Origin of the sequence: Pseudomonas sp. CF161 (assembly GCF_000416215.1) — a bacterium.
In the GTDB taxonomy this organism is placed as follows: Bacteria; Pseudomonadota; Gammaproteobacteria; order Pseudomonadales; family Pseudomonadaceae; genus Aquipseudomonas.
This window is the reverse complement of record NZ_ATLP01000070.1, coordinates 1-15,455: the sequence shown is the minus strand read 5'-3', so window position 1 is coordinate 15,455 and position 15,455 is coordinate 1. Positions and strand designations below refer to the sequence as shown.

At 65.9% G+C, this 15,455-nt stretch carries 11 protein-coding genes; 8 read left to right on the top strand and 3 right to left on the bottom strand.

Annotation, left to right across the window (positions count from 1 at the left end):
* Positions 1 to 146: 146 nt before the first annotated feature.
* Both CF161_RS12950 and CF161_RS12945 read left to right on the top strand, forming a co-directional pair.
* Entirely contained in the window at positions 147 to 761 is a 615-nt protein-coding gene (locus CF161_RS12950) for a VWA domain-containing protein (RefSeq protein ID WP_020297033.1), read from the top strand.
* 148 nt (positions 762 to 909) lie between these two features.
* Positions 910 to 2,556 carry a phospholipase D-like domain-containing protein gene (locus tag CF161_RS12945; RefSeq protein ID WP_020297032.1) on the top strand — a complete coding sequence of 549 codons (1,647 nt, stop codon included), beginning with the start codon at positions 910 to 912 and terminating at the stop codon, positions 2,554 to 2,556.
* Positions 2,557 to 2,590: 34 nt separating this feature from the next.
* On the opposite strand, the gene CF161_RS12940 is transcribed toward CF161_RS12945, so the two are convergent.
* Positions 2,591 to 3,163, bottom strand: a complete 573-nt coding sequence (locus CF161_RS12940; RefSeq protein ID WP_020297031.1) for a LuxR C-terminal-related transcriptional regulator — start codon at positions 3,161 to 3,163, stop codon at positions 2,591 to 2,593.
* 149 nt (positions 3,164 to 3,312) lie between these two features.
* On the opposite strand from CF161_RS12940, the gene CF161_RS12935 reads away from it, so the two are divergent.
* The 6 genes from CF161_RS12935 (at position 3,313) to CF161_RS12910 (ending at position 13,846) form a co-directional block, all read left to right on the top strand.
* Positions 3,313 to 4,491: an acetyl-CoA acetyltransferase gene (locus CF161_RS12935; protein ID WP_020297030.1), complete on the top strand. Its 1,179-nt coding sequence runs from the start codon at positions 3,313 to 3,315 to the stop codon at positions 4,489 to 4,491.
* A gap of 2 nt (positions 4,492 to 4,493) precedes the next feature.
* Positions 4,494 to 6,023, top strand: a complete 1,530-nt coding sequence (locus CF161_RS12930) for a class I adenylate-forming enzyme family protein (protein ID WP_020297029.1) — start codon at positions 4,494 to 4,496, stop codon at positions 6,021 to 6,023.
* A 42-nt stretch (positions 6,024 to 6,065) separates the two neighbouring features.
* Complete coding sequence (locus CF161_RS12925; protein ID WP_020297028.1) at positions 6,066 to 7,406, top strand: MFS transporter; 1,341 nt, start codon at positions 6,066 to 6,068, stop codon at positions 7,404 to 7,406.
* Between the two features lie 189 nt (positions 7,407 to 7,595).
* Positions 7,596 to 9,665, top strand: a complete 2,070-nt coding sequence (gene tssI, locus CF161_RS12920; RefSeq protein WP_020297027.1) for a type VI secretion system tip protein TssI/VgrG — start codon at positions 7,596 to 7,598, stop codon at positions 9,663 to 9,665.
* A 48-nt stretch (positions 9,666 to 9,713) separates the two neighbouring features.
* On the top strand, positions 9,714 to 13,661 hold the full coding sequence (locus CF161_RS12915; RefSeq protein ID WP_020297026.1) for an RHS repeat-associated core domain-containing protein: 3,948 nt from the start codon (positions 9,714 to 9,716) through the stop codon (positions 13,659 to 13,661).
* Positions 13,658 to 13,846, top strand: a complete 189-nt coding sequence (locus tag CF161_RS12910; protein ID WP_020297025.1) for a hypothetical protein — start codon at positions 13,658 to 13,660, stop codon at positions 13,844 to 13,846. The genes CF161_RS12915 and CF161_RS12910 overlap by 4 nt, the downstream gene beginning before the upstream one ends.
* Before the next feature lie 26 nt (positions 13,847 to 13,872).
* Here the strand turns inward: CF161_RS12910 and CF161_RS12905 are convergent, their stop codons facing one another.
* The gene (locus CF161_RS12905) at positions 13,873 to 14,526 is read right to left on the bottom strand and encodes a response regulator transcription factor (protein WP_020297024.1); all 654 of its coding nucleotides are present in this window, start codon (positions 14,524 to 14,526) and stop codon (positions 13,873 to 13,875) included.
* A gap of 55 nt (positions 14,527 to 14,581) precedes the next feature.
* Positions 14,582 to 15,455: response regulator (locus tag CF161_RS12900; RefSeq protein WP_020297023.1), on the bottom strand; the 874-nt coding region annotated here is incomplete at its 5' end.

Here is a 15,455-nt window from a genome sequence, read left to right as displayed (position 1 = left end):
GCCACAGGCCAGGGCCAATGGGGCGAAATGCCGGCCCAGGCCCAAGCCACGGGCGTGCGCCGTGAAGTGCCGAGCTGGCCAAAAAAGCCCTAGGCATCCGCCCTCGCTCTGCCGCGGGGGCGGATGCCAGGCCCCGGGCAGGGAAGTTGGACCAGGGACGGCAGGGCCGTGGCCGGGCGGCGCCTGAGGGCACGATCAACTGGCCCGGAACCTTGCTCAATGGCCGGCCGCGGGTGCGCGAGGACCTGCTGTACCGCCTGCGCAGTCGCACGGCCCATGAGCTGTGGCTGGTGATTGTCGACGCCTCGGCCTCGACCCGCCGGCATTCGGCGCTGAGCGATGCCAAGGGGCTGCTGGCGCAACTGTTCGACGACGCCTACCGCCAGCGTGCCCGGCTGGCGCTGCTGACCGCCAGTGGCCGCACACCGAGCTGGCAGGTCCAGGGTTTGAAGGCTTCGGCGGATTTGCGCCAGTGGCTGGAGGGGCTTGGCGCGGGCGGCGGAACGCCCTTGCTGCAGGCCCTGGAAGAAGCCGGGCAATGGCTGGCCCGGCGCCAACGGTGCTTTCCGGCAGAGCAGCAGCGGGTCTTGCTGATCACCGACGGCCGCCTGAAAAGCCTGCCGCCGCTGGCCCCCCTCAACTGCCCGGCATTGCTGATCGACATCGAGCGCGGCCCCATCCGCCTCGCCCGCGCCCAGCCACTGGCCACCGCCCTGGGCGCCGAATACCGGCATATCGACCAGATGCCCCCCAGCGCCTGATAAAACACCTGTAGCCGCTGCCGCCAGGCTGCGCTGTGCCTCACAACCGCCATGATCCCCCTGATACCTCGCCCCTGTAGCCGTTGCGGGCGCAGGCCGGGGGGCGGTTCAGGGTCTACGCTTGGTCCACCGTCACAGGAGTGAATGTATGCGGGTACTGGTGAGTAATGACAAGGATGTTTTTCGGGTCAAGGCCTATGCCGGGACCAATGGGGTGTTGCTGGCCATGGACCTGGACCCCGCGCGGCGCAAGGGGTTGCTGGGGTTTGCCATTGAAAAGCGCAGCGCCACCAAGCCCTGGCTGTTTCTGTTCAACAGCCTGACCTTCCCCGGCAAGGCCCACCTTTTCCCTCAGTACAACGCCACGCCGAGCGATCAGGCGCCGCTGCAAAAATTTCGCTGGGCCGATTACGCGGTCAACCCCGGGGCGACCATGGATTACCGGGTGCACCTGGCCTATGGCAGCCCGGATGCACCGCAACTGGGGGAGTCGCTGCAGGTCACGGTCACGGCCGATAACGGTCTGCCGCCGGGGCAGCGGGTGATCTTCAATCGGGCGGTGGCCGCCAGCCAGGCGTTTTCGCGCAAGTTTCCCGAGCTGGATGCGCTGATCAGCGCCAACAAGCACCTGCCCATCGAAGCCTGGCCCGAGGCGCCGCGGCAATGGCTGGAAAACGGCCTGCTCGGCGAGCTGCTGGGGTTTATCGAACGTGCGGTGGATGCGCACTGGGCGCTGGACATCGCGATCTACGAATACCAGCTGCAATCGATCATCGACGCGGTCAATGCCGCCTTCGACCGGGGCGCCAGGGTGCGGGTGCTGTACCACGCCCAGCCCGGAGATGCGGACACGGCGCTGAATCAGGCCAATCTGCAGCACCTGCCGCCGGCCAATACACGGGGGCGGGTGACCCACAGCATTTTCCATGACAAGTTCATCGTCCTCAGCCAGCTCGACGGCAACGGCACAGCGCAGCCGGCCGCCGTGCTCTGCGGCAGCACCAACTTCACCGGCAACGGCGTCTACCGCCAGGCCAACGTGGTGCACGTGCTGGACAACCCCAGCCTGGCCGCCAGCTACCTGGACGTCTTCGAGCACATCTGGGCGGCCCCGGCCGACGTAGGTGCGACGCGCAAATGGCTGACCCAGCACAACCCGGTGCGGCTGGACACGCCGCTGTTTGCCGGGTTTTCCCCGCGCTCGGGGCAGGGCGACCTGCAAGCCTTTGTCGAGGTCATCAATGCCTCGAAAAAAGACCTGTTGTTTGTCACCGCATTCACCCTGCCGGACATGATCCTCAACGCCTTGCTCGGCCAGCCCCACGACGACGTGCTGCGTTACGGCTTGCAAAATACCGCCAGCCGCATCACCGGTTTCCATGCCGACCGCAGCGCCGAGTTCGCCGCCACCGCGTTGCTCAACGACGGCCTGGAGGGTTGGCTGAAAGAAGGGCTGAAGGGCCAGAAGGGCAATTTGCTGGTGCACACCAAGGCCATCGTCAGCGACTTCACCAGCGACGCGCCGGTGATCATCAGCGGCAGCCACAACCTCAGCGCCGCCGCCAGCAATGGCAATGACGAGAACTTCCTGATCATCCGTGGCGACACCGATCTGGCGGACCGTTACGGCCTGGAATTACTGCGTTTCTACGAGCATTACCGCTTTCGCTATTACGCGAAGAAGCTGGCGCTCAAGCAGGTCCAGCCATTGGCGGTGGATGATACCTGGAGTGACGATTACTACCGCGAGGGCGACTTGCGCCAGTTGTCGCGGCTGCGCTTCGCCGGGCGCTGAGGCAATTTGGGGCCTGGCGTGGGGCTGGGCCCGCTCAATTGACGAAAATGATCTTCGAGACCAGTTCCGCACTGTTTTTGGCTTGCAGTTTTTTCATCAGGCGCGCGCGGTGGACTTCCACCGTGCGGTGGGAAATCGCCAGTTTTTTCGCCACTTCCTTGCAGGTCAGGCCATTGACGATATGCATCGACACTTCGCGTTCGCGGGGCGTGAGGTTGACCGTGGCGTGGTGCGGGCGGTCCATGCGCTCGAAATGCCAGACCATCAGCTTGAACGGGTCGTCCAGGGTCAGGCTGTAGCCATGGGCCTTGGCCCAGAACACTTCGCCGCTCTTGTGCTGCATGAAGCGCTCGTCGGAATAGGCGCAGCTGTTGCTGTTGAGCAACCAGTTGCGGCTGCGGTTGCCGATGGTGGTGTAGTCCGCCTGGGAAGGGTAGATCAGCAGGGTCAGGTGGCCCACGAGTTCTTCATGGGAGTAGCCGAACAGCTGCAGGAAGGCCTCGTTGCAGTCGAGCATCACCCGGTGGCCGGTGATCAGCTGCGGGGCGGGGGACATTTTGAACGCCAGGCGCTCAAGGTCATTTTTCTGCTGGGCGAAAGCGATCATTGGGCATCCTGCCTCGATGTAAATTCGCAGCCGGGGTGCTGCTCCCCGGCGCGGCTACTTATCCATGTACGTAGTTGCACGAACTAGCGAGGGGTTCGTGCTGGAGGCATTGTAAGGATTGCCTGTGACAAGCAAAGAAGAAAATCGCCATGACCCATGATTCCGTATCCATCGTCGCTGCCGGACACACCCCCTTTGGCCGGCTGGACGGTCGCACCCTGGAAGACCTGATCGTTCAGGTCAGCCGCGAGGCCCTGGCGGACGCCGCCATCGATGCATCGGAGATCGATGCGCTGTTCCTCGGGCATTTCAACGCCGGGATGGTGCCCGATGCGTTCCCCGCGTCCTTGCTGATGCAGGCCGACCCCAGCCTGCGCTTCAAGCCGGCCACCCGCTGCGAAAACGCCTGCGCCTCGGGCTCGGCGGCGATCCAGGCGGGGATCAACGCCATCCTGTCCGGGGCCGCGGAGCTGGTGCTGGTGGTGGGTGCCGAGAAAATGACCCACAACTCCACGGCCGAGGTTACCCGGGCCCTGGCGGGCGCCGGCTACCAGAACGACGTCGAAGAGGCGGGGCTGAGTTTCCCCCAACTGTTCGGCCTGGCCGCCGAGCAGTACCGCGATCGCTATCAGTGCCCCATGGCTTCGATGGCCGCCATCGCCACCAAAAACCACTCCAACGCCATGGCCAACCCCCTGGCGCAGATGCACCGGGTCATGGATTTCGAGCATTGCAACAACGTCTCCAAGAGCAACCCCTATGTGGCGCCATCGCTGCGCCTGACCGATTGCTCGCTGATCAGCGACGGCGCGGCGGCCATTGTGCTGGCCTCGTCCAAGCGCGCCCGGCTGTTTCGGCGTGATGTGCTGATTCGCGCCGCGACCCAGGTCAATGACTTCCTGCCGATCGCCCAGCGCGACCTGCTGGCCTTTGAAGGCCCGCAGCGGGCGATTCACTCGGCGCTGCGCGGGGCCAGCCTGACCTTGACCGACCTGAGCTTTGCCGAGGTCCATGACTGCTTCACCATCGCCGAGCTGCTGATCTATGAAGCCATGGGCCTGGCGCCCAAGGGCGAGGGGCATCGGGCCCTGGACGACGGCATCGTCCGCGCCGGCGGCCGCTTGCCGGTGAACCTGTCCGGCGGGCTCAAGGCCAAGGGGCATCCGGTGGGCGCGACCGGGGTGTCGATGCACGCCCTGGCGTTTCGCCAACTGACCGGCGACCCGATCGGGATCGCGGTGCCGGGGCCGGAGTTCGGCCTGGTGTTCAACATGGGCGGCATGGCGGTGGCCAACTATGCCTCGGTGCTCCAGGCACTCAGGGCCTGAGCATGAATATCGCCAACTGGTTACTGGATGCGGGTCGTCGCTGGCCCGAGCGCCCGGCGTTGTTCAGCGGCGCGCGGGCAGTGGCCGACTATCGCGCCTTTGCCGCCCACGCCGCGCAGCGTGCGGCCGAACTGGTGCAGCAGCACGGTATTGCGCCGGGCGAGCGTGTCGCCCTGTTCATGAAAAACAGCTGCCACTACCTGGAATTGCTGTATGCCATCTGGTGGGCGGGCGCGGTGGCGGTGCCGATCAACAGCCGGCTGCACCCGGGCGAAGCCGCGTGGATCGCCGACAACGCCCAGGCGCGGCTGATCTTCACCGATGACGGCCAGGTGTTCGGGCCCCAGGCGCTGGCGCCACCGTGCCGGGAACTGGCCCTGAGCGCCTGCGGGCCGCTGGCCGAGCCCCTCGACAGCCCATGCCCGCGCCAGTCCGAGGACCTGGCGTGGCTGTTCTACACCTCCGGCACCACCGGGCGCTCCAAGGGGGTGATGCTGTCTCACGGCAACCTCTGCGCCATGTCCCTGTGTTACCCGATCGATGTCGACCCGGTAGCTGCCGGGGATGCGGTGGTCTATGCCGCGCCGATGTCCCACGGCGCCGGGCTGTACAACTTTATTCATGTGCGCTGCGGTGCCCGGCATGTGGTGCCCGAGTCCCGCGGCTTCAAGGCCGAGGAGCTGTTCGCCCTGGCCGCTGAGCTGGGGCAGGTCAGCCTGTTTGCCGCGCCGACCATGGTCAAGCGCATGGTCGAGCAGGCGCGGGCCCAGGGTTATGCCGGGGCGGGGATCAAGACCATCGTCTACGGCGGGGCCCCGATGTACCTCGCGGACTTGCGCGAAGCCCTCGCCACCTTTGGCCCGCGGCTGGTGCAGATCTACGGCCAGGGCGAAAGCCCGATGACCATCAGCGCCTTGCCCCGCGAACTGATCGCCGACTGCGACCGCGCCGACTGGGCGGCCCTGGCGTCGTCGGTGGGGCGTGCCCACTCGTGCGTCGAAATCAGCATTCGCGACCCTCAGGGCGCGCCGCTGCCCGCAGGCCAGCCCGGTGAAATCGCCGTGCGCGGGGCCACGGTGATGCTCGGTTACTGGCGCAATGCGCCGGCCACCCGCGAGGCCCTGGTGCAGGGCTGGTTGCTCACCGGGGACATCGGCTACCTCGACTGCGCGGGTTATCTGACCCTGACCGATCGCTCCAAGGATGTGATCATTTCCGGCGGCAGCAACATCTACCCGCGCGAGGTGGAGGAGGTGCTGGCCCAGCATCCGGCGGTGTTCGACGTCTGCGTGGTGGGTGAGCCACACCCGCAATGGGGCGAGTCGGTGGTAGCCTTCGTCGTTGCGCGCGACGGCGCGGTGCTCGATCAGCCGCAACTCAATGCCTGGTTTGTGCAGCGTATGGCCTCGTTCAAGAAGCCGACGAAGTACGTGTTTCGCAAAGAGTTACCCCGCAACAGTTACGGCAAGATCCTCAAGACCGAACTGCGTCTGTGGTTGATGGAGGCGGTGAGCGTTTCAGAAACGCCTTGAGGCGTGTTTTTCATGGATAGCGACCAGACAGGAGTCCACACAATGCATCAGCAACAGAAGAACCCGGCCCGGCAACGGCGCCGGGCGTTTATCGGTGCCACGTCGGGCCACCTTATCGAGTGGTACGACTACGGCGTCTACGGCTTTCTCGCGGTGTACATCGGCAAGGCGTTTTTCGTCTCCGACGACCCCACCACCAGCCTGCTGGCGAGCTTTGCCGCGTTTGCCCTGAGCTTTTTCATCCGGCCCCTGGGCGGCCTGTTCTTCGGTCCGCTGGCGGACAAGATCGGCCGGCGCAAGACCCTGATCACGGTGCTGGTGATGATGGCCGGCTCCACCTGCCTGTTGGGGCTGTTGCCGACCTATGCCTCGATCGGGATCGCCGCCCCGATCATCCTGGTGCTGATTCGCTGCGTGCAGGGCTTTTCGGCCGGTGGCGAGATCGGCACCATCACCAGCTTTATTTCCGAGTACGCCGGGCCCGGGCGCCGTGGGTTTGCCACCTGCTGGCTGATGGTCACCGCGGTGCTCGGGCTGTTGCTGGGCGGGGCGGTGGCCAATGGCATGACCTGGGCCCTGGGCGCGGACCTGATGCAGGCCTGGGGCTGGCGCATTCCGTTTCTGATTGCCGCGCCCCTGGGCCTGGTCTCGATGTACATCCGCCTGCGGCTCGAGGACAGCCCCGAGTTCCTGGCGCTGCAACGCGCCGGGCAAACCTCCAAGGCGCCGCTGCGTGAGGTCTGGCAATGGAAGCGAGCGATTGCCCTGGTGTTCTTCATCATCACCTTGCACAGCTCGATCTTTTACCTGGTGCTGACCTTCGCCTCGACCTACATGTCGAGCATCCTCAAGTTCGACAGTGGCACCACCCTGTTGTACGTGTTCGTCGCCAGCTTCTCGGCGGCGTTCGTCATGCCGTTCGGCGGGGCCTTTACCGACCGCTACGGGCGCAAGCCGTTTCTGCTGGTGGTCGGGACCCTGGCCACGCTGGCGATGTTCTGGTTCTTCAAGTCGGCCCCGACCGCGACGCCCACCTCGTTTTTCTTCCCGCTGATGGCGGTGGCGATCCTGTTCGGGCTCTACGCCTCGTCGACCTACGCCCTGATGAGCGAGCTGTTGCCGACGCGGATCCGCTCCACGGGCATCGCGGTGGCCTACAACATCCCGGTGGCGGTGTTTGGCGGCAGCGCGCCGCTGATTTCCACCTGGCTGATCAAGCTCACCGGTGACATCACGTCGCCCTGGTACTTCTATATCGGCACCGGCGTGGTATCGCTGATTGCCTTGGTGGTGTTGCGCCAGGACGACTTTGTGGCCCGCGCGGCCAGCGCCGAGCCGCCTGTTGCCCCGGCCCCCGGTGCGTTGCTGACCCCGGTGCCCTGAAGCCCTGCCAGACTCGGGCCGCGCCTGCGGCCTGAGTCACAAATCCTTGATTGTCTTCAGATTCTTCCTGGTCGATGCGGTTATAAATCTGGCGCTGGGTCCGTGCATTCTGAATAATGCGGGTTTGGGTGCACCCTGGGTCCCACGGACCGACAGGGCGCCGTCCCTCATCGTCAGGCAAGGATCGCAATGAATCTCACTCAGCAGGCCCGAGTGGTCAAGCTCATCAGCCCGTTGGGCGCCGATGTCCTGCAACTCGACCGAATGGATGGCAACGAAGCCCTGGGCCGTCCCTTCGAATACGAGCTGGCGCTGGTCTCCAAACACCATTCGTTGCCGCTGAACGCCTTGCTCGGCCAGCCGGTGAGCCTGTCCATCGAGCAATACGACGGTTCCCTGCGCTACTTCCACGGCATTGTCAGCCGTTGCGGGCAGACGGCCGGCAGCGGGCAATTTGCCGGTTATCGGCTGTCGGTCCGGCCCTGGCTGTGGCTGCTGAGCCGCACTTCCGATTGCCGGATCTTCCAGAACCGCACGGTGCCGGACATCGTCATGCAGGTGTTTCGCGACCTGGGCTTCACCGACTTCGAAGACGCCCTGACCCGCACCTACCGCGAGTGGGAATACTGCGTGCAGTACCGCGAGACCGCCTTCGACTTCGTCAGCCGCCTGCTGGAGCAGGAGGGCATCTACTATTTCTTCCGCCACGAGGCGGGGCGCCATGTGCTGGTGCTGGCCGACGACTACGGCGCCCACGGCACTGCACCCGGTTACGCCAGCGTGCCGTACTACCCGCTCAAGGACCGGATCCGCGAGCGCGACCATATCTTCGACTGGCACCTGGACCACGAGGTGCAGCCCGGCTCCCTGGAGCTCAGCGATTACGATTTCCAGCGCCCCAGCACCCGTTTGGAAGTGCGCTCCACGGTGCCGCGCCCCCACAGCAACGGCGACTACCCGTTGTACGACTACCCCGGCGAATACGTGCAGGCCGAGGACGGCGAGCAGTACGCGCGCAACCGCATCGAAGCGATCCAGACCCAGTACGAGCGCATTGTCATGCACGGCAACGCCCGGGGCATTGGCAGCGGGCATCTGTTCAGCCTGACCGGCTACCCCCGGCTCGACCAGAACCGCGAGTACCTGGTGGCCACCGCCCGTTACCGGATCAGCCAGGAGGCCTACGAATCGGGCGCCGTCGATGGCGAGATGCAGTTTGAAAGCACCCTGGATTGCATCGACGCCACCCAGGTCTTCCGTCCGCTGCCGCTGACCCCGCAACCCCTGGTGCGCGGCCCGCAGACGGCGATGGTGGTGGGCCCCGCCGGCGAGGAAATCTGGACCGATAAATTCGGCCGGGTGAAGGTGCATTTCTACTGGGACCGCCACGACCGCTCGGATGAAAACAGCTCGTGCTGGATCCGCGTCTCGCAAAGCTGGGCCGGCAAGAACTGGGGCGCGATGCACATTCCGCGCATCGGCCAGGAGGTGATCGTCAGCTTTCTCGAAGGCGACCCCGACCGTCCGATCATCACCGGCCGGGTGTACAACGCCGAGCAGACCGTGCCCTACGACCTGCCGGCCAACGCCACCCAGAGCGGGATCAAGAGCCGTTCGAGCAAGGGCGGCACGCCGGCCAACTTCAATGAAATCCGCATGGAGGACAAGAAGGGCGAGGAGCAGCTGTTTATCCATGCCGAGAAGAATCAGGACATCGAGGTCGAGAACGACGAAACCCACTGGGTGGGCCGCGACCGTTCGAAAACCATCGACCGTGACGAGACCGTGCACGTCCACCGGGACCGCACCGAAACCGTGGACAACAACGAGACCATCACGGTCCACGCCAACCGCAAGAAGACCGTGGACCTGAACGAGACGGTGCTGATCGGCATGAACAAGTCCGAGACCATTCTCATGGCCTCGCTGCAGAACGTCGGCATGGGCCGCATGGAAAACGTCGGGCTCGGCTACAGCCTCAACGTCGGCATGATGATGAACACCTTTGTCGGCTTGAACCAGACCACCCAGATCGGCAAGAAAAACGTGATCTCGGCCGGTGAAAGCTATCACCTGGCGGTGGGCGGCAGCGACGATGGCTCGACCATCACCCTGGACGGCAAGAGCCTCAAGCTCGGCAGCCAGACCATCGAGCTCACGGCCGACAAGGAGATCCGCCTGACCTGCGGCCAGAGCACGATCCGCATCACGCCCTCGGAGATCGAGATTCTCTCGCCGAATGTCGATATCAACTGCTAGCGCACCCTCAGGCAAACGGTCCCACAGACCTCAAGGATGGACAGATAGATGAGCGGTCTTCCCGTTTCCCACGTTGGCGAAAAGGTTTCCGGCGGTGTGATCGCCACCGGCTCGCCAACGGTGCATGTCGGCGCGTCCGGGGTCGGCATCGCCGACCGGGTGTCGGCCTGCGTGCCCAATGTCGGCCAGCCGGTGAACCCGATGCTGGGCTGCAAGCTGCTGCCCGAGGAAGTCGACTTCGCCCTCGCGGCGCCGGACACCTTCACCTTCGGTCGCGGCTACCTGTCGAGCAACCCGCGCATCAGCCGGCTCGGCCAGGGCTGGTGGCTGCCGGGGGAGAGCATGCAGCTGGAGCTGAGCCCGACCGCCTGTGTGCTGATCGACGCCCAGGGCCGACGCATCAGCTTTCCGGCCCTGGCGCCGGGGGCGGTGTTCTACTCGGGCACCGAGCGCCTGTGGCTGCGTCGGGGCGGCGCGCCGCAGGAAGGACCTGCCGTTCAGCCATGGAAGGGGCGCTGGGCCGCGGTGCCGCAGGCGCTGGCCGCCGACGAGGGCGCCGTGCTGCTGTTGATCGACACCAGCTACCTGCATTTCCAGCGCCAGGCCGACGGTGTCTGGCGCCTGCACGCCACGTTCGGCCGCAGTGGCTACCGCACCGAGTTCGGTTGGGGCCAGAACGGCCTGCTGACCAGCATCCGCGACAGTGCCGGCCGCAGTTACGCCCTGGTCTACCAGGGCTGTTGCGAACCGTCGCCGGGGGATGACGGGGTGCGTCTGCTGGGGGTGATCCTGGCCAATGTCGATGGCCCGGTGCCGGCCGACCTGGACCTGCAAAGCCGCCGCCTGGACTGGCTGGTGCGCTACCAGTTCAACGACAGCGGCGACCTGGTGGCGGTGCGCAACCGCCTCGGCGAAGTGGTCCGGGTGTTTGCCTGGCACAACCACATCCTGGTGGCCCACGGTGAGCCGGGCGGCCTGGAAGTGCGCTACACCTGGGACCAGCACCAGCCCCACGGCCGGGTGCTCAAGCAACGTGAAACCGACGGCCTGACCCGCGAGTTCCGTTACCAGCGCGAGGCCACCGAGGTGGTCGACAGCCTGGGCCGCATCGAGCGTTACGAGTTCAGCGGCAGCGGCGGCGAGCAGCGCTGGACCGCCCTGGTGCGCGCCGATGGCAGCCGCACCGAGTTCGAGTACGACATGTTCGGGCGCCTGGTGCTGATCCGCGATCCACTGGGCCGCGAGTTCCGCCGTCGACTCGATGGCCAGGGCCGGGTGCTGGAGGAGCAGACCCCGGGCAAGACCCGATTCCGCAAGAGCATCGACGACGAAACCGGGTTGCTCAGGGAACTGATCGACAGCATGGGCCGCCAGTGGCTGCTCAAGCACGACGCCAGTGCCCGCTTGCTCAGCGTCCAGGGCCCGGCCGGTATCACCCGCTATGCCTACGACGACCCGGCGCTGCCGGACCGGCCCACCCAGGTGGTGAATGCCAAGGGCGGCATCAAGCGCCTGACCTGGAACCGCCTCGGCCTGCTGGCCAGTGTCACCGACTGCTCGGGCCAGACCCGGACCTGCGAATACGATGGCGAAGGCCAGTTGCTGGCCGAGACCGATGCCCTGGGCCAGGTCACCCGCCGCGGCTACGATCACCTGGGCCAGGTCACCGGGCTGTCGATGGCCGACGGCACCCAGCTCAAGTACCGCTACGATGCCCAGGGGCGCCAGACCCATATGGCCGATGGCGACGGGCATTTCACCCAGTTCTTCTGGGACCGCGCCGAACGCCTGACCTGCGTCACCGATGCCGCTGGGCATGAGCAGCATTACCGCTACGACGAAGCCGGGCGCCTGGTCATGCTGACCAATGAAAACGGCGCCCAGGCGCATTTTGCCTATGACCTGCTGGACCGCCTGGTGCAGGAAACCGGCTTCGACGGGCGCTGCCAGCGCTACCGCTACAACGCCGCCGATGAGTTGGTGGCGCGGGTCGATGCCGACGAGCGCGAGACCACCTACACCTACAACCTCGACGGGCGCCTGCTGAGCTGTCAGCTACCGGCCACCGCCAGCGCGCCGGCGAGCAGCCAGCATTACCGCTGGCTGGCCGACGGGCGCCTGGCCGGGGTCAAGGGCGTGGATTGCGAGCTGCGCTTTGCCTATGACGAGGCGGGAAATCTGTGCCTGGAAAACCAGATCCACGCCGACGGCTGGGTCTACAGCGTCGCCCACCGTCATGACGAACTGGGCGCACGCCAGAGCAGCCGTTTTGGCGATGCCCCCGAGGTCAACTGGCTGACCTACGGCCCTGGCCACGTGCACGGGGTGCTGGTGGCCCAGGCCGAACTGGCGTTCGAGCGCGACGCCCTGCACCGCGAAACCCGCCGCGACGGCCGGCTCAAGGGCCAGCCCGAAGCGTTGTTCAACCTTGACCGCAGTTACGACCGCCTGGGGCGCCTGAGCCACAGCCAACTGACCCTGGCGGCGGGCGATGACTGGCGGCGCAGCTATCAATACGACGCCCTGGGGCAACTGACCGGCATCGATGAAAACCTGCGTCCGAACCGGCGTTATGAGTACGACCGCAGCGGTCGCCTGGTGGCCAGCCAGCGCAGTGACGGGGCGCCCCAGCGCTACACGTTCGACCCGGCGGGCAACCGCTTCGACAGCGAGGCCCCGACCCCGGCGGCGCAACACAGCAGCGCCAGCCTGCACAACCAGGTGTACCGCTCGGGTTATGTGCACAGCGACAGTGCGTCCCAGGCCGGGCCGCAGCTTGCCGCCGGCAGCCTGGGTAATCGGGTTGAAGCGTTCGGCGGCAGCCGCTACCGCTACGACGGCGCCGGCAACCTGCTGGAGCGCATCGACGCCGATGGCAGCCGCCTGCAACTGGCCTACGACGGTGCTCATCGCCTGGTCCACCTGGTGCGCGTGCGCGCCGATGGGGGACGGGTCGAGGCGCGCTATCGCTATGACGGCCTGTCGCGGCGCATTGCCAAGACCGTGCGCGAAGGCGAGCAGGAATACACCGTGCGCTTCGGCTGGGACGGCGACCGCCAGTGCGCCGAAGCCTTTGGCCAACGCCTGCGCACCACGGTCTACGAGCCCGGGGCCAGTGTGCCGTGGCTGCGCCTGGAGCAGGACTGCGAGCCCGACAGCCCGGAGCTGCTGCAGGTGCGCCAGGCCATGGCGGCCGAAGACCAGCCGCTGCCGGCGCAGTGCTTTCCGGCGTTGGGCGCACCGCGTATCGGCTTCTTTCACACCGACCATATCGGCACCCCGCTGAGGCTGAGCGACGAGCAGGGCCGCACCCTGTGGCAGGCCGAGGCCGACGACTGGCGCGCGGTAACCGGGCAACGCGGCGCCACCGATCAGCCGCTGCGTTTCCAGGGCCAGTATCACGACCCGGAAAGCGACCTCTACTACAACCGCTACCGCTACTACCTGCCGGAACTGGGGCGCTATGCGACCCAGGACCCGATCGGCCTGCGGGGCGGGCCCAACCTGTACGTCTATGCGCTGAACGTGCCCTCGGTGGCCTACGACCCGACGGGCCTGTTCGTGCCTTTGCTGGTGATCGGCGCCTTCGCCCTGCGCGGGGTGATCGGTGCCGGCATCGAGCTGGGGGTGCAGGCGGGCAAGCAGGTGCTGGGGCAGGTCAAGGACAACTGGGACAACGACCGCGAACTCACCGATATCAAGTGGAAGTGCATCGACATCAACTGGAAGCATGTGGCGGTATCGGGGGCCGTGAGTACCGTGGCCCCGGGTATGCTCACCACCGGCAAGAACGTGCTGACCTCGGCCAAGGCCCTCAAGACCCTGAATGGCCAGGCCGCCAACACCGCGAACCGCGCCGCCAAACTGGCCGCGCGCAAAGCGGCCCATTCCTCGAAAATCAAAAGTGCCGTCGGCACCCAGATTGCCTGGCAAGGCGCCAAGCAAGTGGTCAAGTGTCCGTTGAAAGACGAAGAAGAGGAGTGCCAGGAACAATGAAACGCATGCTGTTGATGACGGCGATCTTTATCCCGCTGGCGCTGTTGTACAACGTACTGACCCAGTATTTCGGCGAGACCTGGCTGGTGGTCGGGGCCTTCTGCCTGCTGCTGGTGGCGCTGCGGGTCGGGCTGTACCTGTACCGCCGGTCCAGGGGCATCAAGGACAACTACCTGGATGAATGAACGCGGCCCGGGCCCGGGCCGCACCCTTACTGGAATGCGCCGGACTCCAGGCAGAACGCGATCAGAGCCTGGTCGCTGTCCAGGTTCAGCTTGCGGATCGCCGAGATCTTCTGTGCGCTGACGGTCTTGATGCTGCGCTTGAGGTTGGCGGCGATCTGCATCATCGATTCGCCACGCACGAAGTGGCGTAGCACCTCGTACTCCTTGGGCGTGAGGCTGCTCAGGCCCTCGGCCATCGAACGCACCGGGCCGTTGTGTTGCTCGTTGTACTCAAGGTCGGGCGGATAGTGCACGCGTCCGCGCCGGACGTTGTCCAGGGCGCTGAGCAGCTCGCTCATGTCGTGGCGCTTGAGCAGCACCGAACGCACGCCGATGTCGTACAGGGTGGCGACGATCATCGGGTTCGACATCATGGTCAGGACCAGCACCTGGACCCGCGGGAAGTGGCGGATGAGGTAGGTCACCAGGCGAATCCCGTCGCCGAACTTTTCATCGCCCTCCATGAAATAGTCGGTGATCACCACGTCGATGCCCGGGTCGTCCGCCAACTGTTGGATCAAGGCGCTGGGGGTGGTGACTGCCGCCACCACCTCGTAGTGGGCGGTGCTGTTCAGCAGGCTGCTGACGGCAGCCAGTACCAGTGGATGATCGTCGGCCAGTGCAACGCGGATTTTTTTCATGTGGACACGATCCATTTTCAGAAGAAATGCACGGTAGAGGATAAGTGGCAGGGTTTCAGTCGGGCAGGCTGATTCGCTCCAGGGCGTGCAGCAGGGTCAGGCTATGCGCGTGGGTGGAGGGCGTCAAACCGGCCTCCCGCAGGTCGTTGCCGAAGTGCTCGAGCTGCTCGATCAGCGCCTCGTAGCCGGCCACCGCAAGGGAGCCGCGAACCCGGTGCAGCAGTTCGAAGATGCGGTCGTAATCCTGTTCGTCGAGGGCCTGGCGCAGGGTCTGGATATCCACGGTCATGGTGCTGATAAAGATCTGCCGCAGGTCGCTGGGCAGGCTGGGCGGTTCCTCGAACAACGGCATGCACTGCTCGGTGTCGAGGCCGCTGAGTTGGGACAGGCTGGCCCACAGCGTCTGCAACTGCACCGGCTTGACCAGCCAGGCGTCCATGCCGCAGGCCCGGCAGCGTGCCTCCTCCTCGCACATGGCGTTGGCGGTGACGCCGATCACCGGTCGGTCATCGCCGCTGGCGCGAATGCGGGTGGTGAGTTCATAGCCGTTCATGCGCGGCATGTTGACGTCGGTCAGCAGCAGGTCGTAGTCGCCGATCCGCCACAGGTCGAGGGCCTCGGCGCCGTCGGCGGCCAGGGTGCTGTGGCAGCCCAGTTGCTTGAGCTGGTGGCTGAGGGTCGCCTGGTTGATCGGGTTGTCTTCGGCGACCAGCACGTTCAGGCGCAACGGCGGCAGGCTGTTCAGCGGTTGCAGGCCCGGGGCGCGGCCGGTCGGCCCAGGCTCGGGTTCACCACGCAGCTTGCGCTCCAGCAGAAAGCCGATGGCGCTGAAGTCACAGGCATCGGCCAGGCTGGCCCCGGGGCCGGTCCGTTGCCCGTCGAGGACGATTTCAGTCAGGCCGGCGAGGGCCTCGGCGCGGCCGCCGGGC